The following is a 20,272-nucleotide window of genomic DNA, read 5'->3' as shown; positions in this document are numbered from 1 at the left end:
CCTACGCGTGAACGGCGACAAACCTAGGGCATGCGGATCTGTTGCCAGATCAGGAAATAGGCGCGGTGGACGACGTGCGCCACGCGGCTCTGCGCGGGCGTTGCGCCGAACGAGGCAAAGGAGCGCCACCAGCCCGCGCGTTCGAGAGCGTGCGCCGCCAGTTCCGGCCGGGCGGCGCCGGGAAGGCCGAGCTGCGCGCCGAGATCGGCGTTGCTGCCGACGCGCAGCACCTCTTCGGCGAGGTCCTCCGGCATGTCGACGGCTCCGGAGGCCACGAGCGTCAACGCTTCCAGCAGCCGCAGCTGGTGCGCCTCCGGCTTCGCGAGCAGGACTTCGATCGCGTCGTGCACACGCTGGCGTTCGCCGGGATCGCCCGACGCGTGGGCCAGCGCGGTCACCGACGCGAGCGCCGCGGCCGCCTTGATCCCGTCGGCGCGCGCGGCGAAGACGACGGCCAGGCGCTGCCGCACGGCGTCGAGTCCCGACGCGTCGAGCAGCACCCTCCGCAGCGCGCCGGCGGTGATGGCGGGCTCGGCGCGGATCGCGTCGACGGCGCGGCGGACGCCGTAGAGGTCGAGCTTCTCCAGCAGCCGCAGGCGGACGCCGGCGGGGACGTCGCACTCCCAGCTGGTGAAGATGTCGGCCGAGATCAACATGGTCTCGAGGACGTCGTCTTCGAGGTCGGCGAGCTGGTGCAGCGCGTCGGCATCGGCCGAGGTGAAGCCGCCCGATTCGGCGGACTCGGCGATCAGGCCGATCACCGGCAGCACGTCGGCCACGCGCGGCTTGAGCGTGCTCGCCTGCTTCTCCGCCAGCAACTTCGCCGCCAGCCAGATGTCGCCACCCGACCCCTCGACGGTCTCCGCGACGATCGTGTCCGCCTTGTTCAGCACGGCGATCGCGTTCACCGGGCCCGCCTCGCGGCTCGCGGTGGCGGCGGTGAACGCGGCGAGCGCCTGCTGGTCGTCGGCGCGCACGCCCTGCGTCACCACGTAGAGCACGGCTTCGGCGCCGGCGACGGCGTTGCGGGACGTGTCGTCGAGGTGGTCCGAACCGGTGTCCTCCTGCGCGGCACCCAGCAGCTGCTCCGTGCGCGAGACGGACGCGGCGTCGAGCGAGCCCAGGCCCGGAGTGTCGATCACGGTCATGCCCTGCAGCACCGCGTTGGTCAGGTAGGCCTCGAGGTGCGAGACCTTCTTGATGTCCACGCCCAGCTCGGCCGGGATCGACCCGTCGGCGGCGAACGGCAGCACCTGTTTGGTGCCGTCGGTGAACACGACCTCGACCCGGTCGACCGTGCCGTACTGGAAGCGCGTGACCAGACGCGTGCACTCACCGACGTCGGTGGGCGCGACCCGGCGGCCGATCAACGCGTTGACCAGCGTGGACTTGCCCGACTTGATCCGCCCGGCCACAGCCACCTGCAGCGGCGCGGCGAGCCGGCGCTGCACCTCGGCGAACCCGGCGGCCGTACGTGGCGAGACCTGCGAGGCGAGCCGGTGGCACAGGTTGGCGACCGACATCGACAGCGGGCCCGCGAGGCGCCCCGGCTCCGTCACGGCCCCAGTCCCCTCTCGCCCGGCTGCTCTCGCCGGGAAATCGTGCCATGCCACGTCGCCGCGAGTGCTACCGACAGTGCTACCCGAGGATGACGCGGCGTGCCCGAGTGCCGACCTAATCTTGTCGGGTGCGACGGCTGAGCCTCTGGATGCGTGCCCACCCCATGGCGGGGGACACGTTGCTCGCCGTGGTCCTGCTGTTCATCGACTTCATGCTGTTCGTCGGCGGCACCGTCGGCACCGAGAACCACCCGCCACCGTGGTTCATCTCGCTGCCGATCGACATCGCGATGGTGGCGCCACTCGTGTTCCGGCGGAAGAAACCGCTGGCCTCGGCCTACGTCGTGTACTTCGTCGCCATCGCGCACGCGGCGCTGTCGCTCGGCTTCTCCTCCGTCGCGGCGCTGGCGATGAGCCTGTACTCGATCCTCGTCTACATCGGGCGCAAGCAGGGGCTGATCTACGTCGGCGCGCTCGTGCTGATGACCGGGGTCGAGGTGTTCACCGACAAGTCGACCCCGTGGCTGGGCAACGCGCTGTTCACCGCCTTCGGCATCGCGCTGTGCTGGACGCTCGGCGAGTTCGTCGGGGCGCGGCGCGCGTACCAGCTGGAAGTGGAAGCCCGCCTGCACCTGCTGGAGACCGAACGCGACCAGGCCACGCGCATCGCCGTGGCCGAGGAACGCGGCCGCATCGCGCGCGAGCTGCACGACGTGGTCGCCCACTCCGTGAGCGTGATGGTGGTGCAGGCCGACGGCGCGGCGCTCGCGTTGCCCACGAACCCGGAGCTGGCCGGGCGCGCGCTGCACACGATCTCCGAAACCGGCCGCGGCGCCCTCGGCGAGCTGCGCCGGCTGCTCGAGGTGCTGCGCGGCGACCACGGCGACGGCGAGCCCCGCGTGCCGCAGCCCGACGCCAACGCGCTGAGCGAGCTGGCCGAACGCATGCGCGGCGCGGGCGTGCCTGTCGACCTCGAAGTGGGCGAAGGCCTCGCCGACCTGCCCGCCGGCGTCTCCCTCGGCGTCTACCGCATCGTGCAGGAGTCGCTCACGAACACGCTCAAGCACGCCGGCACGGGTGCGCGGGCCGAGGTCCACGTGCACCGCAAGGGTGACAGCAAGACCGGCGACGTGGTCGAGGTGCTCGTCCGCGACGACGGCGCCGGCCGCGCTCGCCAGCTCGAACAGGTGACGGTGGGTGCCGCGGCGCCGTCGAAGAAGACCCCACGGCTGCAGGTCGCGGGCGGCAACGGGCTGATCGGGATGCGGGAGCGCGCGAACGTGTACGGCGGAACGCTGGAGGTGGGCCCCGCGCCCGCCGGTGGGTGGCAGGTGCGGGCCGTGCTGCCCGTTAGGTTGGCGCCGTGATCAAAGTGGTGGTCGTGGACGACCAGGAACTGATGCGCGTCGGCTTCCGCATGGTGCTGGGCGCGCAGTCCGACATCGACGTGGTGGGCGAGGCCGGCGACGGCGCGCAGGCCATCCGGCTGGCCGACGAGCTGCGGCCCGACGTCGTGCTCATGGACGTGCGCATGCCGGTGCTCGACGGGGTGGAGGCCACGAAGCAGATCGTGGCCGCAGGGACCGCGCGGGTGCTCGTGATGACCACCTTCGACCTCGACGAGTACGTCTACGCGGCCCTGCAGGGCGGCGCGTCGGGTTTCCTGCTCAAGGACACGCCACCGGACCACCTCGTGTCGGCTTTGCGGTCGGTGGCTTCGGGCGACGCCGTGGTGTCACCCTCGGTGACCAAGCGGCTGCTCGACCGCTTCGTGGGCGCCGGCGGCTCCCCGGTGCGCGACGCGAGCGAGCTCGACGTGCTGACCGACCGCGAGCGCGAAGTCCTCGTGCTCATCGCGAAGGGCATGTCCAACCTCGAAATCGCGGAAACCCTCTTCCTCTCCGAAGCCACCGTGAAGACGCACGTGGGCCGTATCCTGGCGAAACTCGACCTGCGCGACCGCGTGCAGGCCGTGGTGCTGGCCTACGAGACCGGCCTCGCGCGCCCCGGCCTCGGCTGAGGTCTTGATCCACTTGATCCATTTCGGACGCTGAAGTTCAGGGTCGTCTCAGGGGTTTCACCGATCGCACATCCACCGCCGGAGCGGTTGGGTACTACTCAGGTCGGGTGACGAGTTCGACCCACAGGATGACGCGAAGACCGGTCTCGCTCGGTCACGATGTTGCGGGTACAGCGGCACAGCCGTCAACGAGGGAGCAGGAATGATCGAGGCATCAGGTCTCACCAAGCGTTACGGGAACACGCTGGCGGTGAACAACCTGTCGTTCAGCGTGGCCACGGGGAAGGTCACCGGCTTCCTGGGCCCGAACGGCGCCGGCAAGTCCACCACCATGCGCATGATCCTGGGGCTGGACAACCCCACGGGCGGCGAGGTCCGCATCGGGGGCAAGAAGTACCACGAGCTGAAGGACCCGCTGCGCACCGTCGGCGCGCTGCTCGACGCGAAGTGGGTGCACCCCAACCGCTCGGCCCGCGCGCACCTGACGTGGATGGCGAAGTCCAACCGCATCCCGGCGTCGCGTGTGGACGAAGTGCTCGACGTCGTCGGTCTCACCAGCGTGGCCGGCAAGCGCGCCGGCGGGTTCTCGCTCGGCATGTCGCAGCGGCTGGGGATCGCGGGCGCGCTGCTGGGCGACCCGGAGGTGCTCCTGTTCGACGAACCGGTGAACGGCCTCGACCCCGAGGGCATCCTCTGGATCCGCAAGTTCATGCACCGCCTGGCCGACGACGGCCGCACGGTGTTCGTGTCGAGCCACCTGCTCTCGGAGATGGCGCTGACCGCGAGCGAGCTCGTGGTGATCGGCAAGGGTCAGCTGATCGCGCAGTCGTCCACCGAGGAGTTCGTGGCGCGCGCCGCCGAGAACACCGTGAAGGTGCGCTCGCCGCAGCTGCCCGTGCTGCGCGAGGCGCTGGTGCGCGCCAGCGCCCAGGTGACCGACTCGGGTGAAGCGCTCATCGTGTCCGGGATGGACAGTGCCAAGATCGGCGAGCTCGCGGCTTCCGCGAACGTCGTGCTCCACGAGCTGAGCCCGCAGACCGGTTCGCTCGAACAGGCCTTCATGCAGATCACCGGCGACTCCGTCGAGTACCACACCGGGCTCGAGGCCGAGGCGCAGCAAGCCCTTCAGCCCACCGCCCGCTGACGACCACTCGTACGACAAGGATTCCGGGGAAAAGAACCATGACTCTGCTCGCGGTCGAACGCATCAAGCTGTTCACCACCCGCTCACCGTGGTGGTGCGCTCTCATCGCCATCATCCTCACCGCCGGCTTCTCCGCGCTCGTGGCGAGCGCGGCGTCGAGCGACGAGACCATCGACGTCGCGACGACCCAGTTCGGTTACCAGTTCGGCATCGCCGTGATCATGGTGCTGGCGGCGCTCTCGGTGACCACCGAGTACCGCTTCGGCACCATCCGCACCACGTTCCAGGCCGTGCCGGGCCGCACGTCGGTGCTCATCGCCAAGGCCACTGTCGTCGCGCTGCTTTCGCTCGTGATCGGTGAGGTCGGCGCATTCGGCGCCTGGGCACTGGGCTACGCCATCCGCCCGTCGGACGCACTGGCGCTCGACACCTCGGCCGAGTGGATCAACGTGGCCGGCGTCGGCGTGCTCTTCGCCTTCGCCGCGGTGATCGCGGTGGCGGTCGGCATCCTGATCCGCCACAGCGCCGGCGCGATCGCGCTGCTGCTGATCTACGTGCTGGCCGTGGAAAGCCTGGTCCAGCTGATCCCGACCGTCGGCCCGAAGATCCACGAATGGCTGCCGTTCAACGTCGCGGAGAAGTTCCTCCGCGGTGGCGGCGGGGCGACGCGGGGCGGCCCGCCGCAGTCCGACGCAGTGCTCTCGCAGGGCTGGTCGCTGGCCTACTTCGCGGGCATCGCGATCGTGCTCCTGGCCATCGCGATCGGCGTCGCGAAGAAGCGCGACGCCTGACGAAAGACCCACCACAGGGACGTTCGGGCGGAAGCGGCGGGGGCCGAAACCGGCTGAACGGGGGAAAAGGGGATAGAAGAAAGATCCGGGTCGCCAATTCGGGGGGCGACCCGGATCTTTTCGTTTTCGGCACGCGCTCGGCTCGGTAGGGTGCCCGCGTGCTGGAGACCCACGGGCTGACCAAGTCCTACGGCGAAACCCTGGCCGTCGACGACCTCACCTTCACCGCCGAAGCGGGCCGCGTCACCGGCTTCCTCGGCCCGAACGGCGCCGGCAAGTCGACGACGATGCGGCTGCTGCTCGGTCTCGACACGCCCACGGCCGGCACCGCGCACATCGACGGCAAGCCCTACCGGCAGCTGGCTGATCCACTCCGGACGGTCGGCGCCCTGCTCGACGCGACCTGGCGCCACCCCGGCCGCAGCGCCCGGCAGCACCTGCGCTGGCTCGCCGCGACCAACGGCCTGCCCGAGCGGCGCGTGGGCGAGGTGCTCGACCTCGTCGGCCTCGGGTCCGTCGCGAAGAAACGCGCGGGCGAGTTCTCCCTCGGCATGCTGCAGCGCCTCGGCATCGCGACCGCGCTGCTGGGCGACCCGAAGGTGCTGCTGTTCGACGAGCCCGTGAACGGTCTCGACCCCGAAGGCGTGCTGTGGGTCCGGCAGCTGATGCACTCGCTGGCCGCCGACGGACGCACCGTGTTCGTGTCGAGCCACCTGCTGCCGGAGATGGAGCAGACGGCGCAGGACCTCGTGGTGATCGGCCGCGGGCGGCTCACCTACCAGGGCACCATGGCCGACTTCGTCCACCGCGCCGGCTCCCGCGGTGTCCGCGTGCGCACGCCCCAGGCCGGCGCCCTGCGCACCGCGCTGACCGAGCGCGGGATCACGTTCACCGACGAGGGCGATGCGCTCGTGGTGTCCGAAGTGGACAGCGACACCGTGGGTGAGGTCGCGTTCACGGTCGGTGCCACCCTCCACGAGCTGAGCCCGCTGGCCGGGTCGCTGGAGCAGGCATACCTGGAGCTGACGGGCCAGACGGCCGAGTTCACGAGCGGAGGTGCCCGGTGAACGTGCTGCGGGCCGAACGGATCAAGCTCTTCTCCACCCGCGCGCCCTGGTGGTGCGGCGCGCTCTCGGTGCTCGCGCCGCTGGCGTTCACGACGTTGTTCTTCGCGCTCGCCGGTTCGGAGGTCACCGCGAGCGTCGGCAACACCCAGCTCGCCACCGGCATCGGCCGCACGGTCGCGCTGGTGCTGGCCGTGCTCGCCGCGACCTCCGACACGAGCTGGGGCACGCTCCGGCTGACGTTCCAGGCCGTGCCGACGCGCGTGCCCGCGCTCTTGGCCAAGGGCGCCGTGGTCCTGGTCGTCTGCGCGGTGCTCGGGCTGCTCGCGGGCGTGGGCTCGTGGGGCATCGCGGCGCTGATCCGCCCCGACGCGGACCTCGCGTTGCACTCCGCGGGCGACTGGCGGCTGGTGCTCGGGCAGACGGTGACCTTCGCGCTCACCGGGCTGCTCGGCGTCGGCGTCGGGCTGCTGCTGCGGAGCACCGCGCTCGCGTTGACGCTCGTGCTCGTCTGGACCCAGCTCGTGGAGGGGCTGGTGCTGCTGATCCCGCGCGTCGGCCCCGACGTCTACCCGTGGCTGCCGTTCTTCGCGGCCGGGCAGTTCGCCGGTGGGGATTTCACGCAAGCGGCGCTGAACGTGACGCCCGCTTTCGGCCCGTGGGGCTACCTCGCGTATTTCGGCGGCATTTGTCTCGCGTTCTTCGTCGCCGGCGTGGTGACCGCGAACCGCCGCGACGCCTGACGAGAGCACATTCGCGTTAATCTGCACGTGCAGAACAGGTGTCCACGAGGCAAACGGATTAAGACCGCGTTAAGTCGTTGTGGCTTCTCTCACAGGGAGCGGACATACTGGCAAAGTCCCCAGGATATTCGAGATCAAGAGCGTGCTCGTCCGTCTCAGCTCCCCGGAGGTGAACCTTGACGGTGGACGCTGGTCAGGGGCTCATGAGTCCCATTCCCTCGGCCCGCACCGAAGCGGCCTCCCAAAGCCACAACGAAGCGGCGCCCCAACCCCGGCTCGAACCGATGCTGGACCTCGAATGGTCGCAGGCGATCGAGCTGCCCCGGTTCGCGCAGCCCGCGATGAAACCCGGCGACCTGCGCCAGGCGTGGGTGCACCGCGCGGCCGAAGACCTGGTGCTCGCCCTCTACCGGAGAGCCAGCGGCATGCAGGGTCCGCTGCCCGCGCCGTGGTGGCTGCGCGCCGTCGCGAGCGGCCGGCTCGAGTCGCGTGAGCTCGGGTTCCGCATCGAAGACCGCATCCAGCAACTGCTTTCCCGCCGCTCCGGCTGGGAGTTCGTGCCCTGGGCCGCCGACGGCGAATCGGGCTATTGGGAGTTCATGCCGTCCGAGCGCGGGAAGTCCGGGCACTCCGTCCCGACGACCGTGCTGAACACCGATCGCCATCCCGGCTGGATCGACGTGCTGCCCGCCCACACGGGCACGACGCCGCACCCGATCGCCGTGTCCGGGCTCGCCGGCCTGCGCTCCCGGCTCGGGGAGTTCGAAGCGGTCCGCTGACCCGCCCGGCTGCGCCGAGGGATACTGAACCGACCACAGTCACGCCGAATGGCTTCGTTGCAACCGTACGTGCCGCGTGGGCGTCGGCCTGCTTTTGGCCGGATCAGTATCTTGTCGGGGTGGAGAACGAGGACCAGCCCCGGCTGCGCAGCGTGGTCAGCTTTGTCAACCGCGGCGGCCGGATGACCGTCGGCCAGCAGCGTGCCTGGGACGAACTTTGGCCGCAGCTGGGCCGCACGGTCGCCGACCTGCCGGCCGGACCCGTCGACTTCGCCGAGTGGTTCGGCCGCGAGGCGCCGGTGATGCTGGAGATCGGCTCCGGCATGGGCGAGACGACGTCGCAGCTCGCGGCGGCCGCGCCCGAGCTCAACTACGTGGCCGCCGAGGTCTACGACCCCGGCCTGGGCCAGCTGATGCTGCGCGCGGAGAAGCTCGGCGTCGAGAACCTGCGGCTGATGCACGGCGACGCGGTGGTGCTGCTGACCGAGCACGTCAAGCCCGGTGCGCTCGCCGGCGTGCGGCTGTACTTCCCGGACCCGTGGCCGAAGAAGCGCCACCACAAGCGCCGGATCGTGCAGCCGGACTTCGTGGCTCTCGTCGCGTCGCGGCTCGCGCAGGGCGGCACCTTCCACCTCGCCACCGACTGGGAGCACTACGCAGAGCAGATGCTGGAAGTGTGTTCAGCCGAGCCCGCATTGCGCAACCGCTACGCGGACGAACCGGGCGGCTGGGCACCGAGGCCCGAATGGCGGCCGCGGACGAAGTTCGAACAGCGCGCCGACGCCGAAGGCCGCGTGTCACACGACCTCATTTTCGAGAAACGCTGACAATTTGTCGTAAAAAGGTCTTCGAAAAGGGCCGCTGCCGGGTTCCCACCCCCGGCAGCGGCCCTTTTCTCCCCCTTTTTCACCCCCAGCGTCCGCCCCACCCCGTGAAGGGCGGACCGCCCGCTACTCGTCGGCCAGCGGTTCCGCCTGCACGCGCCGCAGGGCGGGCGTGCAGATCGAGGCTCCGAGCAGCGCCACCCCGACGCCGAGCACGACCGGGGCGAAGATCCACGGGCTGAACACGACGCCGCCCTCTCCGGCCGTGCTGAACAGCCCGATCCCGACGAGGATGCCGACCACGCCGGCGCCGATCGTCGCGACCAGCGCGGGCAGCGCCGTCTCCATGCGCAGCGCCCTCGACAGCACCTTCACCGGGGTGCCGGCCGCCATCAGAGCCCCGAACGTCCGGCGCCGGTCCATGATCGAGCCGGCCGTGGCGACGGCCGCGCTGCAGCCGGCGAGGATGCCGGCGGCCACCAGGCCGATCACGGTCACCCGGCGCAGGTCCGAGAGCTGCGTCTGCTGGTCGTAGAGGTACTGGTCGCGGCTGCCGACCTCCGCGCCCGTCGCGGCCGAGGCCAGGGCGGTGCGGACGATCTCGCGGTCGGCGTCCGTCGTCGGGGCGATCACGGTGGCCGCGCCGAGCTTCACGCCGGCCGGCACTGCCGCCGGGTCGAGCAGGTAGGAGCTGCTCACGTTGTCGCTCATCTTGAACGTCCCGACCGGCACCGAGCCGAGCGGCTGGCCCGGGTCGCTGGGCTCGGGGTCGCCGACCACGTGGTACTCGGCGGGGTTCAGCTCGTACGGCGCATACAGCCCGACGCCGGGCTTGCAGTCGGCCGCGGTGATCCCCAGCCGGGTGAGCCGGGCCGCGTCGGCGCAGGACATCACCAGTGCCCGCTGGTACGACCGCTCGTTGCCGGTGCCCTGCACGAGGTACACCTGGCCCACGGCGATCGCGCGTTCCTGCTGGCCGTAGCGGGCCAGTGTCGAGTTGGCGTGGTCCACGACGGCCGCGGCCTTGTCCGGGGTGCTGTCGGCGTAGAGCACCGAGTCGGCGTACGTCCGCCCGCCACCGGCGAGCGACTCGAACGACGGCAGCAGCGTGAGCGCCATCGAGCCGGTGAACACCGCGAGCACGATGCCCGCCGTGGCGCGGTAGGCGCCCTTCGGGTCGTCACGCAGCCTGCGCCCGGCCAGCAGCGCCGACGGTCCGCGCCAGCCCCGCACGAACGTACCGCCGACCGCCGAGGTCACCCACGGACCGACCACGATCGCCGACGCGATCAGCAGGAACAGTCCGACCAGCACCATGTCGGCCGAGCCGCCGTCCCGGGAGCCGACCACGGCGTAGAGGAAGAACAGGCCCGCCACCGGCAGCACGAGCAGGCGCCACCAGCGCAGCGGCTTCACCGTGTGGCCGCCGGTCGCGAAGAGCGGGTTGCGCAGCACGCGCCGCAGGCCGAGCACGCCGGCCAGCACCACGAGCGCCGGGATGGCGATCACGATGAACACCGCGAGCGGGATCGGCAGCGTGAAGTCCGTGGCCAGCCACGTGCCGCCGTCCCACGGGACGAAACTCGCCAGGCCGTGCAGCGCCGGACTGATCCCCAGGCCGAGCAGGGCCCCGACGCCCGCGGACAGGATCGTTTCCCCGGCGACCATGGACGTGACCTGCCCCGGCGTCGCACCGGCCAGGCGGATCGCGGCGAGCCGGCGTTCACGCCGGGCCGCGGTCAGCCGCGCCGACGACGCGACGAGCACCAGGCTCGGCACGAGCAGCACGATGATGCCGACCCAAGCCAGCAGCGTCAGCAGCGGATCCGCCTTCGCCTTCTGGTCCGGGAACGCGCTCACCGGCTGCGCGACGGCCTCCGTCGCGCGTTCGGCCTCCGTCGCACTGAGCTCCTGCTCGCTGTGGCCGACGAGCGCCACGAGCTGTTCCGGGTACTTCAGCGCCTCGTCGCCCAGCGCGGCGACGGGCTTGCCGAACCGGTCGCCGAGCTGGTTGGCCGGCGTGTTGTTCAGCAGCCGGCCCAGCGCGGGCGACACGAGCGTCTCGCCCGGTCCGGGCAGCTTCGGGATCCCGGCCGGCAGCTTCACCCCGGCCGTGTTGCCGGTGGCCGCGACGTCGACGCGGATGATCTCCTGGCCGTGGAAGTAGTCCTTGGCCCCGGTGACGAGCATGACGGGCGTGCCGCTGGTGTCGAAGTTGTAGTACGACTGCCAGATGCCGCGCTGTTCGCGCACCTGCGTCGCGAAGGGCAGTGACGCGAGCAGCAGCACGAGCCCGGTCGCGACGGCGACGCCGACCGCGGTGAGGATCGCGGAGGTGCGGGTCCGCCGGTCGACGCGGAGCACGCGCAGGGCGAGCTGGAGCGAGTTCATACCGCCAACCTCTTTTGCTGAGACGCCGCCGCGATGAGGCCGTCGCGGATGGCCACGGTCTTCGGCATCGACTCGGCGAGCTCGCGGTCGTGGGTCACGACGATCACGGCGGCGCCGGACTCCTGCGCGGCACCGAGCAGCGCCTGCATGGTCTCGCGGCCGGTCCGCGTGTCGAGGGCGCCGGTGGGCTCGTCGGCGAAGATCACCTTCGGCCGGTGCGTGAGCGCCCGGGCGATGGCCACGCGCTGGGCCTCACCACCGGAGAGCTCACCCGGACGACGCTGCTCCTTGCCGGCGAGGCCGAGGCGCGCCAGCCACTCGCGGCCCGCGGCGATCGACTCCCGCCGGGCCTTGCCCGCGAGCAGCGACGGCAGCGCCACGTTCTCCTCGGCCGTCAGCTCGGACACGAGCATCCCGGACTGGAAGACGAACCCGAACTCCGTGCGCCGCAGCTCGCTGCGCTTCTTCTCGTTCAGGTTGTCGATGCGCCGGCCCATCAGGTGGATCTCGCCGCCGTCGGCGCGGAGGATGCCCGCGAGCACGTGCAGCAGCGACGTCTTGCCCGACCCGGACGGCCCCACGATGGCCACCGCGTCGCCGGGCTGGATGTCGATGTCGATACCGGCCAGCGCGTACTGCCCGCCGTACCGCTTCACCAGCCCCCGCCCCGACAGCACCGGGCCGGAAGTCCACTGTGGATTGCTCATCCGGGTGCTTCTCCCTCGTTGATCATCGGCTTGTCGGGAACCACCTTCACGGATCGGGGCCGGTGTCCACTTCGGGCAGACGGCCAGTCCGGCGATCACCCGCATCGGCCGATCGGCCGATGCGGCTCGAACCACCTGGCCAAGGTGCGCGCGGCCCGAGATCCTCTACCGTTCGGTTGTGTCCCAAGCTCCGCCGTCTTCCTCCTTTTCCACGCGCGTGACCGAGGTCGTGCGCCGCCTCGGCATGCCCGTGGTGGTGCTGCTCGCGGCGCTCCTGTTCGACCTGGTGTTCGTGACCGACGCGGCGCTGGACAACCACGGCCCCAAGTTCGTCGACTTCGCCTTGTTCCCCGGCATCTTCGCGATGGCGGGATGCGCCATCTGGGCCCGCCGGCGCGCGGCAGTGGCGGCGATGGTCGCGGCCTTCGCGCTCGCGTTCTTCACGATCTTCCAGCGCTACCTGCATACGCCGGCGTATTCGAGCGTGCTCGCGAACCTCTCGATCACCGACGTGGTGGCGGGCACGGAGATGGTCTACTACCTCGCCCGCCGAGCCCGCCCCGGAGTCGCGTTCGCGGCGATCTCGTCGCTCGTGGTCGGCGCGCTGATCGCAGTGTTCGGGCGCTACACCTACGGCGACGTCTCGTCCTCCACGATCGTGTCCGCGATGCTGTTCGGCGCCACCCTGCTCACCGCGGCCGTCGTGATCGGGGTGGCGGGCCGCACGCAGTCGGACGGACGGCGCGAAGTCCGCGAGCAGCGGCTGCGCAAGCTGCGCCGCGTCAACGCGCTGGCGATGGGGCAGTGGCCGCTGATCGGCGCGCTCGCGATCACGCTGCTGTTCGAGTTCGGGTTCACCTACGACGGCGGGGCATCGGGCTTCCCGGTGCTGTTCTGCTCGATCGGCGCCGCGGTGGTGGCAGTGCTTTCGCCCCGGCGGCCGGGCGACGCGATGCTCGGCGTGGCCGGGCTGATGCTGCTGTCCGCGCTGGTCATGCCGTTCCTGAAACTCGGCTACGACTACCAGCTGGCGGGTGGAATCCCGCCGGCGCAGATGGCGGCCGGGATCGGCGTGGTGGTGAACCTGGTCCGCGCCGTGCCGCTGGTGAAGGCGTGGCCGCGCATCGCCGTGCTGTCGGCCGTGGTGGCCGTCGGGACCATCCTCAACACGCGCCGGTCGAGCTTCTCCCCGCTTACCGATCCGCAGGAGATCGGCTCGTTCGCGGTGGGCGCGGGCCTGGTGCTCGGCATCTCCATCGCGGTCGGGATGTTCCTGCGGTCCCGCGACTCCGAGCGCACGCAGGTGATGAAGGCCGCGGTCACCGACGCCCAGACCACCGAGCGGATGGCGCTCGCGCGCGAGCTGCACGACGTGGTGGCCCACCACGTCACCGGCATCGTCGTGCAGGCCCAGGCCGCGCGGATGATGGGCGAGAAGAACCCGCAGCTCGCGCTCGAGGCGATGGGCCGCATCGAGGACGCCGGCACGGAAGCGCTCGCGGCGATGCGCCGGCTCGTGCGCAGCATGCGCGGCGACGCGCCCGCCGGCGCGAGCGACCTGAGCGAGCAGGCCACCACGGATCTGGCCGCCGACCTGCGCAAGCTCGTCGACGGCGCCAACCACGGCGTGAAGACCACGCTGGTGCTGGACCTGCCGCCGGACCTGCCGCACGAGGTCGGACGCTCGGCGCTGCGGCTGGTGCAGGAGTCGCTCACCAACGTCGGCAAGCACGCCGCCGACGCGACCGAAGCGCTGGTCCACGCCGAGGTCACCGGCCGCGAGCTGCACCTGTCGGTGCGTGACGACGGCCGGGAGAAGGCTCACCGACCGGCCGGCGGGTCGGGCGGCTACGGTCTGGTCGGCATGCGCGAGCGCGTCGCCCTGCTGCACGGCCGGCTCACGGCCGGGCGCGGGCCCGACGGCGGCTGGCGCGTGGAAGCTTGGCTGCCACTCGAGGCGAACGGGGATGACGGGTGATCCGGGTTCTGATCGCGGACGACCAGGAGATGGTGCGGATGGGGTTCCGCATGATCCTGGACGCGCAGGACGACATCGAGGTGGTGGCCGACGTCGCCGACGGCGTCTCGGCCGTCACCAAGGCGCGCGAGCTGCGCCCGGACGTCTGCCTGCTCGACATCCGCATGCCGGGCCTCGACGGCCTCGAGGTCACGCGGCAGCTCGCCGGCCCGGACGTCACCGACCCGCTGAAGGTCGTGGTCGTGACCACGTTCGACCTCGACGAGTACGTGCACACCGCGCTGCGCAACGGCGCGAGCGGCTTCCTGCTCAAGGACGCCGGCCCGGCGCTGCTGATCGAGGCCATCCGCGCGGCCGAACGCGGCGACGCGCTCGTGTCGCCCCAGATCACCGTGCGGCTGCTCAAGCACTTCGACGGCGCCAACGGGCACAAGCGCGAGGTGCCGCCGCCGTCCGAACCGCTCACCGCACGTGAGCTCGACGTGGTGAAGGCCGCCGCTCGTGGCCTGACGAACACGGAGATCGGCGCGGAGCTGTACTTGTCGCTCTCGACGGTGAAGACCCACCTGGCTTCGGTGCAGGGCAAGGTCGGGGCGCGCAACCGCGTGGAGATCGCCGCCTGGGCCTGGCGCAGCGGGGTCGTGAACTGAGTTTTCTCGCCAAGGAAAACGGGGGCCGGCTGGTGAGCCGGCCCCCGTTTTCAGTGCTGGATCAGAAAAGCTGGCCGCGCGCGGCGCCACCGGGGAAGGCGGCGTCGTGCAGGTTCGCGTAGTACGACAGCGGGTGCCGCGCGATGTCCTTGACCAGGGCCGAGTCGAGACCGGTCGCGGTGCCGGACACGGCGAACACGCCCGCGGGCACGGTCGTGCCGATCAGCGGCACCACCACGGCGCCGTTCTTGCCGAAGTTCCCCTTGTGGATGTGGGCGAGCGTCGGCTGGAAACCGAACCACGCGAAGGAGAACTGCACCTGCGTGCCGGTCGGGCGGACGAAGCCGACGGCGTTGGCCTTCGGGTCACCGGCCTTCGGCTCGCCGGGGGCGGCCTTGACCTCCTGGTTGCCGGACATGAACGCGTGCAGGCCACCGCCCTGCAGCAGCTTCAGCATGTCGACCGAGGAGCGCAGCGGCGTGAGCTGCCCGCGGACGGCGCCGCCGGGGAACTCCTTGGTGTGCAGGTTGAGGTAGAAGCCGGACGGGTTCTTGCGCAGGCCGTCGGCCGTGGCCTGGTCGGTGATCGTGGCGGTGCCGGCGGCCGCGGTCACGGTGTCGGGCATCGCGGTGCCGAACAGCGGCACCTTCACGTCACCGTTCACCCCGGCCTTGCCCTCGTGGATGTGGCCGAGAGTGGGGGCGCTGATGCCCTTCCACGAGAACGCGTAGGTGACCTTGTCGCCCTGCACCTCGACGATGCCGGTGGCGCTGCCCTTCGGGTCGCCCACGGCGGGCTTGCCGGCCACCGGGACCTCGTTGGCGCCGGTGAGCTTGGCCTGCAGGAAGATCGGCTTCTGCTGGGAACGCTGGATGGCCGTCGACAGGCTGGCCGGCGCCTTGGCCGGGGTCGAGGCGCCCTGGCCGGACATGTCCATCCCGGGCATGTCCATGTTCATCCCGCTCATGCCGGGCATGTCGGGTGTGGTCGGGGTGCCGGGCATCGGGCTGGCGGTGGCGGTGACGGCGCCGAGCAGGCCGAGGCCGGCGGTCAGCGCGGCCAGTGCCGCGATTCGTGCTCGCATCAGGTTCGTCCTTTCACGTCGGATTCCGCAGCCGACACGGAATCCAGCGTTCGGCGGTTCAGGGAAAAATTCGATTGAACCGTTTCGCCGCGCCCGCCGTGTCTCGTCGCGAATTCGACGTGAATCGGTGGAGGAGTTCTCATGCGTGTCTCGATCGTCCTGGCCGGTGCCGCCCTGCTCGGCACCCTCGCTGCCTGCGGAAGCACCGCGACCAGCGGATCTGCTTCGGCACCCGAAGGGTCGACGCCGGCGCCAGTGGGCGCCGTGAAGATCGGGCAGTCCAGCGTCGGCCCCATTCTGACCGACTCCGAGGGTCGGACCCTTTATGCCTTCGCGGATGACAAAACGGGAACCAGCACGTGCGAGTCCGATTGCCTCGCGACGTGGCCCGCGCTGACCGGCGACAAGAATTTCACCGCGGGCGCGGGCGCGGATCAGAAACTGCTCACCGCGACGGAACGGACGCCGGGTGTCGAGCAGGCGAAGTACGGGGTGTGGCCGCTGTACTACTACGTCGGCGACCAGGGTCCCGGTGACATCGACGGCCAGGGTGTGGACAACCTGTGGTTCGTCGTCGGGGCCGACGGGAAGCTGATCAAGAAGACACCCTGACCACAGCTGTCTGGGACGCCCGTACTATCTCCGCATGTCGCACCGTTTCCACGCGCCCGTCGTCCTGCCCGCCGATCCCGCCTGCTCGCTGCTGCGCGACGCCGTCGTGGACGTCGACGACAGCGGCCGGATCACGTTCGTGGGCCCGGTCGCCGAGGCACCCGAGTTCACCGGCGAGGTGACGCGGCTCGGCGGGATCCTGTTGCCCGGCCTGGTGAACACCCATGCGCACAGCCCGATGACGCTGCTGCGCGGCATGGGTGGCGACCTGCCGCTGCTGCGGTGGCTGCGCGAGATCATCTGGCCGACCGAGGCGAAGCTGCGGCCCGAGGACGTGCGGACCGGCATGCTGCTGGGGTCCGTCGAGATGCTGCGCCACGGCGTCACGACCAGCGCCGAGATGTACTTCGAGGGCGAGCAGCTCGTGGACGCGGTGCTCACCACCGGCGGGCGCGTGCTCGTGGCGCCGCCGGTGATGGAGCTGCCGGGCATGGATTGGCGCACGTCGCTGGCGGCCATCGACCGCTGGATCGACGCCGACGGCCTGCGCTTCGGCCCCGGCGACCGCATCGAGCTGGGCTACGGCCCGCACTCGGCGTACATGCTCAACCCCGACGGCCTGCGCGCCACCGCGGAATCGGCGGCCGCGCGCGGCGCGCTGGTGCAGATCCACGTGGCGGAGGCCGCGAACGAGGACCTCGCCCAGCGCAAGGAGTACGGCTCGGTGCCGGCGCTGCTCGACTCGCTCGGCATGTTCGCCGGCCGCACCCTCGCCGCGCACTCCATCCACCTGTCCGACGAGGACATCGCGCTCTTCGCCGCCCGCGGCGTCGGCATGGCCCACTGCCCGGGCTCGAACGCGAAGCTCGCGTCGGGCATCGCCCGCATCAAGGACCTGCGCGCGGCCGGCGTCGCCGTCGGCCTCGGCACCGACGGCCCGGCGTCGAACGACGACATCGACCTGTGGGAAGAGCTCCAGCTCACGGCCATGCTCGCCCGTCTCGCCAACGACGACTCCACGGTCCTGACCGCCGCCGACGTCTTCGTCATGGCCACCCGTGGCGGCGCCGACGCGCTGGGCCGCATCGACATCGGGGCCCTCGAGCCGGGCCGCTGGGCCGACCTCGTCCACGTCGACCTCGACGACCCAGCCTTCGCGGCCGGCCTGGACGTGCCCGACGAGCAGCTGCTGTCCAACCTCGTGTGGGCCGCGGGTTCCCGCCGCGTGCGCGACGTCTGGGTCGCGGGCGAGCAGGTCGTCGCCGACGCCGAGCCGACGCGCGTGGACCGCGCGAAGATCCAGGCGTCGGTCGCCGACACCGCTGCGCGACTGCGCGCCTGATCGGTCAGCGCGGGCGCAGGATCACTTCCGTCAGGTGCGCTTCCGGGCTCGCGCTCACCGCGGTGAGCACGGCCGTCGCCACGGAGTCGGGGCGGAGGAAGCGCGCCGAGTCGTACTCACCGCCCTCGTGGGCGATGACCGCGCGCTGCATGTCGGTGTCGGTGCGGCCCGGGTACACGGTGGTGACGCGCAGGTCCGGTTCTTCCTCGCGCAGGGCGTCGGCGAAGGCGCGGGCGGCGAACTTGCTCGCAGCGTACGGGCCCCAGCCGGCGCGGGAAGTGCGCCCGGAGCCGGAGTTGATCACGACGACATGGCCGCGAGCGGCGCGCAGCGCGGGCAGCAGCAGGCGGGTGAGCTCGGCGACGGCGACGACGTTGACCTCGTAGTTCACGCGCCAGTCCTCGGCGGTGGCTTCGGCGACGGTGTTCAACCGGGCGGCGCCGGCCGAGTGCACGAGGACGTCGAGGCGCTCGACCTGCGCAGCGGCGGCCGCCAGCGAAGCCTCGTCCGTGAGGTCGACGCGCCACGGCGCGGCGCCCGGCAGCTCGGCGGCCACCTTCTCGAGCGCGGCCTCGTCGCGGCCGCCGAGGAGCAGGCGGTGGGTCGGGGCGAGCTGGTGGGCGACGGCGGCGCCGATGCCACGCGAGGCACCGGTGACCAGGGCGAGTGGAAGATCGGTCATGCGATCCACCGTAAGCGTCAGCAGGACGCCGCCGCGCGGGGGTCGCGGTCGAACCGGATGCCCGTACGGCTGAAAGATCCCGCGAAATTGTCGACGAATCGACCGAAGGTCAACGGGCTGCGCGTCGAGGTGAGCACGTCCTGCTCGCCCTGGCAGCGCAGCGCCTGCCGGGCGGCTTCGATCTCGGCCGGGGTGAAGACGTGCATCTGCCCGTCCGTTGCGACGTCGCCGCGGCCGGCGTCGGCGATCTCCCACGCGGCGGTGAGCCACTTCGAGTGCCCGGGCCGCCCGCCGGGGATCGACGTGGAGTGCGAGCCGAGGTCGCTGGCCAGGCCGTAGCCGTCGTGGACCCGCACGTCGAGCGACACCAGGTTGCTGATCGCGCCCATGCTGTCGGCCGCGAGCGTGACGTACGGGCGGTCCGTCGGGAACGTGTACCAGCGCTTTTCCCCGTAGCTGTACACAAGCACGGCCGGCGCGCGCGTCGCGTCGGTGGCCTCGACGGCCGCGCGCATCACCGGCTCGCCCAGGAAGTCCGACGCCAATACCGGGTGCTCGTGCCCGGTGACCCACGACCAGTACGCGCGCTCGTCGGTGACGCCGACGGCCGCGTGGTCGTTCGCGTACGGCACGCGCAGCCACCCCGCCGCGGCCACCGACCACACGGCGACGCCCGCCAGCAGCGCGAACGTCTTGCGCGTCAACGGCACCGCCATCACCGGCAGGAGCAGCGCGAACAACGCGGGCAGCAGCATCCGGCCGTGCATGAAGTCGCCGCCGACGCGCACCACGTACGCGGCCAGCAGCACCGCACCCACCACCGGCGTGAGCGTGAGGATCCGCGACTTCCGGCTCAGGAACGCTGCGACCGCCAGCGCCAGGATCGGCAGCCAGAGGTAGTACGGGTCGACGAGGTCGAGCAGGTAGTCGAACCCGCGCGACCAGTTGCTCGTGCCCGCTTCCTTGGCCAGCGCCGTGTTCGGCACGAGCAGGCCGTAGTAGCCCATGCGGAAGACCTGGTACGCCACCGGCAACGCGAGCCCGACGCCCAGCCAGCCGAGGCCGGCACGCAGGCGCGGGCGGCGCAGCAAGACCAACGCGACGAACGCGACGATGCTGAACAACGCCAGGTCGGGCCGCACCAGCACCCCGAGACCGATGACGAACGCCGTGGCCTTGGGCGCCTTGCCGCGCACGAGCAGCCACCACGTCAGCCCGATCCACAGCATCGCCAGCCCGGTTTCGAGGCCGGACGTCGCGAAGTCCCGGAACGGCGGAAGCGCGCACACGATCAGCGCTCCCGCCGGGACGACCGGGCTGTCGTAGAGCCGACGCGCGCCGTCCATCGCGAAGAACAGCCCGCCGACGGCGCAGACCAGGCCGGTGACGACGGACAGCCACTCCAGCGCCGGACCCGGGATCGTGCCGAGCGCGGCCAGCAGCCAGGTCCACAACGGGCTGGTGCTCGCCTCGACGCGCTCGCCGACGTTGAACACGGGCCCGTGACCGGCGAGGATCTGCCGGACCGTGCGCAGGACGAGCAACCCGTCGTCCGACATCCAGCGGCGGCGCCAGGCGAGGTACGCGTAGAGCGCCAGCGTCGCGAAAGTCAGCCACGTGGTCGGGGACTTGAGCCACGGCGTGGGCGCCGCCACGGATTTCGTCGTGGCGGTGGTGGCTGTCGTCATGGCCCCTCTCCCCTGTGGTCTTTTCCCAGTCTCGCATCCGGGGTTGGACGGCAAGCGCCCCAATGCGGCGTTGGTTGCGCTCAACGCACCCAATGCGGCGTTCGGTGCGCTGAACGCAACGAACGCCACATTGAGGTTTTCTCAGTAGGGCGAGGTGGGGGTGCGTGTTGCCGTGAGGTGAGGCGTGGGGCCGCTGGTAGGACTGGATTTGCGA

General features: G+C 71.1%; 18 protein-coding genes. 12 read left to right on the top strand and 6 right to left on the bottom strand.

Features of this window, described 5'->3' with window-relative positions; genetic code table 11:
- Window positions 1-23 precede the first annotated feature (23 nt).
- Window positions 24-1,523, bottom strand: a complete 1,500-nt coding sequence (locus AB0878_RS14785; RefSeq protein ID WP_366580537.1) for a dynamin family protein — start codon at window positions 1,521-1,523, stop codon at window positions 24-26.
- 200 nt (window positions 1,524-1,723) lie between these two features.
- Between AB0878_RS14785 and AB0878_RS14780 the strand changes: the two genes are divergently transcribed.
- The 8 genes from AB0878_RS14780 to trmB all read left to right on the top strand — a co-directional run bounded on the left by AB0878_RS14780 (window position 1,724) and on the right by trmB (window position 8,927).
- A complete protein-coding gene (locus AB0878_RS14780; RefSeq protein WP_366580535.1) occupies window positions 1,724-2,926 on the top strand; it encodes a histidine kinase in 1,203 nt (400 codons plus the stop codon).
- Window positions 2,923-3,579: a response regulator transcription factor gene (locus tag AB0878_RS14775; protein WP_366580010.1), complete on the top strand. Its 657-nt coding sequence runs from the start codon at window positions 2,923-2,925 to the stop codon at window positions 3,577-3,579. Before AB0878_RS14780 ends, AB0878_RS14775 begins: the two co-directional genes overlap by 4 nt.
- Before the next feature lie 202 nt (window positions 3,580-3,781).
- On the top strand, window positions 3,782-4,723 hold the full coding sequence (locus AB0878_RS14770; protein ID WP_366580008.1) for an ABC transporter ATP-binding protein: 942 nt from the start codon (window positions 3,782-3,784) through the stop codon (window positions 4,721-4,723).
- A 38-nt stretch (window positions 4,724-4,761) separates the two neighbouring features.
- Window positions 4,762-5,514 carry an ABC transporter permease gene (locus AB0878_RS14765; RefSeq protein ID WP_366580006.1) on the top strand — a complete coding sequence of 251 codons (753 nt, stop codon included), beginning with the start codon at window positions 4,762-4,764 and terminating at the stop codon, window positions 5,512-5,514.
- Between the two features lie 158 nt (window positions 5,515-5,672).
- The gene (locus AB0878_RS14760) at window positions 5,673-6,581 is read left to right on the top strand and encodes an ATP-binding cassette domain-containing protein (RefSeq protein WP_366580004.1); all 909 of its coding nucleotides are present in this window, start codon (window positions 5,673-5,675) and stop codon (window positions 6,579-6,581) included.
- Window positions 6,578-7,321, top strand: coding sequence for a hypothetical protein (locus tag AB0878_RS14755; protein WP_366580002.1), 744 nt, complete (start codon window positions 6,578-6,580; stop codon window positions 7,319-7,321). The genes AB0878_RS14760 and AB0878_RS14755 overlap by 4 nt, the downstream gene beginning before the upstream one ends.
- Window positions 7,322-7,605: 284 nt before the next feature.
- Window positions 7,606-8,100, top strand: a complete 495-nt coding sequence (locus AB0878_RS14750) for a hypothetical protein (protein WP_220245320.1) — start codon at window positions 7,606-7,608, stop codon at window positions 8,098-8,100.
- A gap of 119 nt (window positions 8,101-8,219) precedes the next feature.
- Window positions 8,220-8,927 (top strand): tRNA (guanosine(46)-N7)-methyltransferase TrmB, encoded by a 708-nt coding sequence (trmB, locus tag AB0878_RS14745; protein WP_366580000.1) that lies wholly within the window; start codon window positions 8,220-8,222, stop codon window positions 8,925-8,927.
- A gap of 123 nt (window positions 8,928-9,050) precedes the next feature.
- On the opposite strand, the gene AB0878_RS14740 is transcribed toward trmB, so the two are convergent.
- Together AB0878_RS14740 and AB0878_RS14735 are read right to left on the bottom strand one after the other, a co-directional pair.
- A complete protein-coding gene (locus AB0878_RS14740; RefSeq protein ID WP_366579998.1) occupies window positions 9,051-11,315 on the bottom strand; it encodes an ABC transporter permease in 2,265 nt (754 codons plus the stop codon).
- Window positions 11,312-12,022 (bottom strand): ABC transporter ATP-binding protein, encoded by a 711-nt coding sequence (locus tag AB0878_RS14735; protein WP_366579997.1) that lies wholly within the window; start codon window positions 12,020-12,022, stop codon window positions 11,312-11,314. Before AB0878_RS14735 ends, AB0878_RS14740 begins: the two co-directional genes overlap by 4 nt.
- Before the next feature lie 178 nt (window positions 12,023-12,200).
- Here AB0878_RS14735 and AB0878_RS14730 point away from each other — a divergent pair, with 178 nt between their 5' ends.
- Both AB0878_RS14730 and AB0878_RS14725 read left to right on the top strand, forming a co-directional pair.
- A complete protein-coding gene (locus AB0878_RS14730) occupies window positions 12,201-14,000 on the top strand; it encodes a histidine kinase (protein WP_366579995.1) in 1,800 nt (599 codons plus the stop codon).
- Window positions 13,997-14,650: a response regulator transcription factor gene (locus AB0878_RS14725; RefSeq protein ID WP_366579993.1), complete on the top strand. Its 654-nt coding sequence runs from the start codon at window positions 13,997-13,999 to the stop codon at window positions 14,648-14,650. Before AB0878_RS14730 ends, AB0878_RS14725 begins: the two co-directional genes overlap by 4 nt.
- A gap of 61 nt (window positions 14,651-14,711) precedes the next feature.
- On the opposite strand, the gene AB0878_RS14720 is transcribed toward AB0878_RS14725, so the two are convergent.
- A complete protein-coding gene (locus tag AB0878_RS14720) occupies window positions 14,712-15,734 on the bottom strand; it encodes a CHRD domain-containing protein (protein WP_366579991.1) in 1,023 nt (340 codons plus the stop codon).
- 141 nt (window positions 15,735-15,875) lie between these two features.
- On the opposite strand from AB0878_RS14720, the gene AB0878_RS14715 reads away from it, so the two are divergent.
- Together AB0878_RS14715 and AB0878_RS14710 are read left to right on the top strand one after the other, a co-directional pair.
- The gene (locus AB0878_RS14715) at window positions 15,876-16,346 is read left to right on the top strand and encodes a hypothetical protein (protein WP_366579989.1); all 471 of its coding nucleotides are present in this window, start codon (window positions 15,876-15,878) and stop codon (window positions 16,344-16,346) included.
- Between the two features lie 34 nt (window positions 16,347-16,380).
- Window positions 16,381-17,688 carry an amidohydrolase gene (locus AB0878_RS14710; RefSeq protein ID WP_366579988.1) on the top strand — a complete coding sequence of 436 codons (1,308 nt, stop codon included), beginning with the start codon at window positions 16,381-16,383 and terminating at the stop codon, window positions 17,686-17,688.
- 4 nt (window positions 17,689-17,692) lie between these two features.
- Here the strand turns inward: AB0878_RS14710 and AB0878_RS14705 are convergent, their stop codons facing one another.
- Together AB0878_RS14705 and AB0878_RS14700 are read right to left on the bottom strand one after the other, a co-directional pair.
- A complete protein-coding gene (locus AB0878_RS14705; protein ID WP_366579986.1) occupies window positions 17,693-18,370 on the bottom strand; it encodes an SDR family oxidoreductase in 678 nt (225 codons plus the stop codon).
- A 17-nt stretch (window positions 18,371-18,387) separates the two neighbouring features.
- Window positions 18,388-20,058, bottom strand: coding sequence for a hypothetical protein (locus AB0878_RS14700; protein ID WP_366579984.1), 1,671 nt, complete (start codon window positions 20,056-20,058; stop codon window positions 18,388-18,390).
- Window positions 20,059-20,272: the final 214 nt, after the last annotated feature.

Source organism: Amycolatopsis sp. NPDC047767, assembly GCF_040704195.1.
Taxonomy (GTDB): domain Bacteria; phylum Actinomycetota; class Actinomycetes; order Mycobacteriales; family Pseudonocardiaceae; genus Amycolatopsis.
The sequence above is the reverse complement of the archived record's forward strand: the minus strand, read 5'-3'. Positions and strand labels throughout refer to the sequence as shown.

What these genes read in the sequence shown, in the direction of transcription:
- AB0878_RS14715 (WP_366579989.1), top strand. Translation starts at nt 15,876, where the DNA reads ATGCGTGTCTCGATCGTCCTGGCCGGTGCCGCCCTGCTCGGCACCCTC.
- AB0878_RS14720 (WP_366579991.1), bottom strand. Translation starts at nt 15,734, where the DNA reads ATGCGAGCACGAATCGCGGCACTGGCCGCGCTGACCGCCGGCCTCGGC.
- AB0878_RS14780 (WP_366580535.1), top strand. Translation starts at nt 1,724, where the DNA reads ATGGCGGGGGACACGTTGCTCGCCGTGGTCCTGCTGTTCATCGACTTC.
- AB0878_RS14770 (WP_366580008.1), top strand. Translation starts at nt 3,782, where the DNA reads ATGATCGAGGCATCAGGTCTCACCAAGCGTTACGGGAACACGCTGGCG.
- AB0878_RS14700 (WP_366579984.1), bottom strand. Translation starts at nt 20,058, where the DNA reads ATGACGACAGCCACCACCGCCACGACGAAATCCGTGGCGGCGCCCACG.
- AB0878_RS14765 (WP_366580006.1), top strand. Translation starts at nt 4,762, where the DNA reads ATGACTCTGCTCGCGGTCGAACGCATCAAGCTGTTCACCACCCGCTCA.
- AB0878_RS14735 (WP_366579997.1), bottom strand. Translation starts at nt 12,022, where the DNA reads ATGAGCAATCCACAGTGGACTTCCGGCCCGGTGCTGTCGGGGCGGGGG.
- AB0878_RS14785 (WP_366580537.1), bottom strand. Translation starts at nt 1,523, where the DNA reads ATGTCGGTCGCCAACCTGTGCCACCGGCTCGCCTCGCAGGTCTCGCCA.
- AB0878_RS14710 (WP_366579988.1), top strand. Translation starts at nt 16,381, where the DNA reads ATGTCGCACCGTTTCCACGCGCCCGTCGTCCTGCCCGCCGATCCCGCC.
- AB0878_RS14750 (WP_220245320.1), top strand. Translation starts at nt 7,606, where the DNA reads ATGCTGGACCTCGAATGGTCGCAGGCGATCGAGCTGCCCCGGTTCGCG.
- AB0878_RS14705 (WP_366579986.1), bottom strand. Translation starts at nt 18,370, where the DNA reads ATGACCGATCTTCCACTCGCCCTGGTCACCGGTGCCTCGCGTGGCATC.
- AB0878_RS14740 (WP_366579998.1), bottom strand. Translation starts at nt 11,315, where the DNA reads ATGAACTCGCTCCAGCTCGCCCTGCGCGTGCTCCGCGTCGACCGGCGG.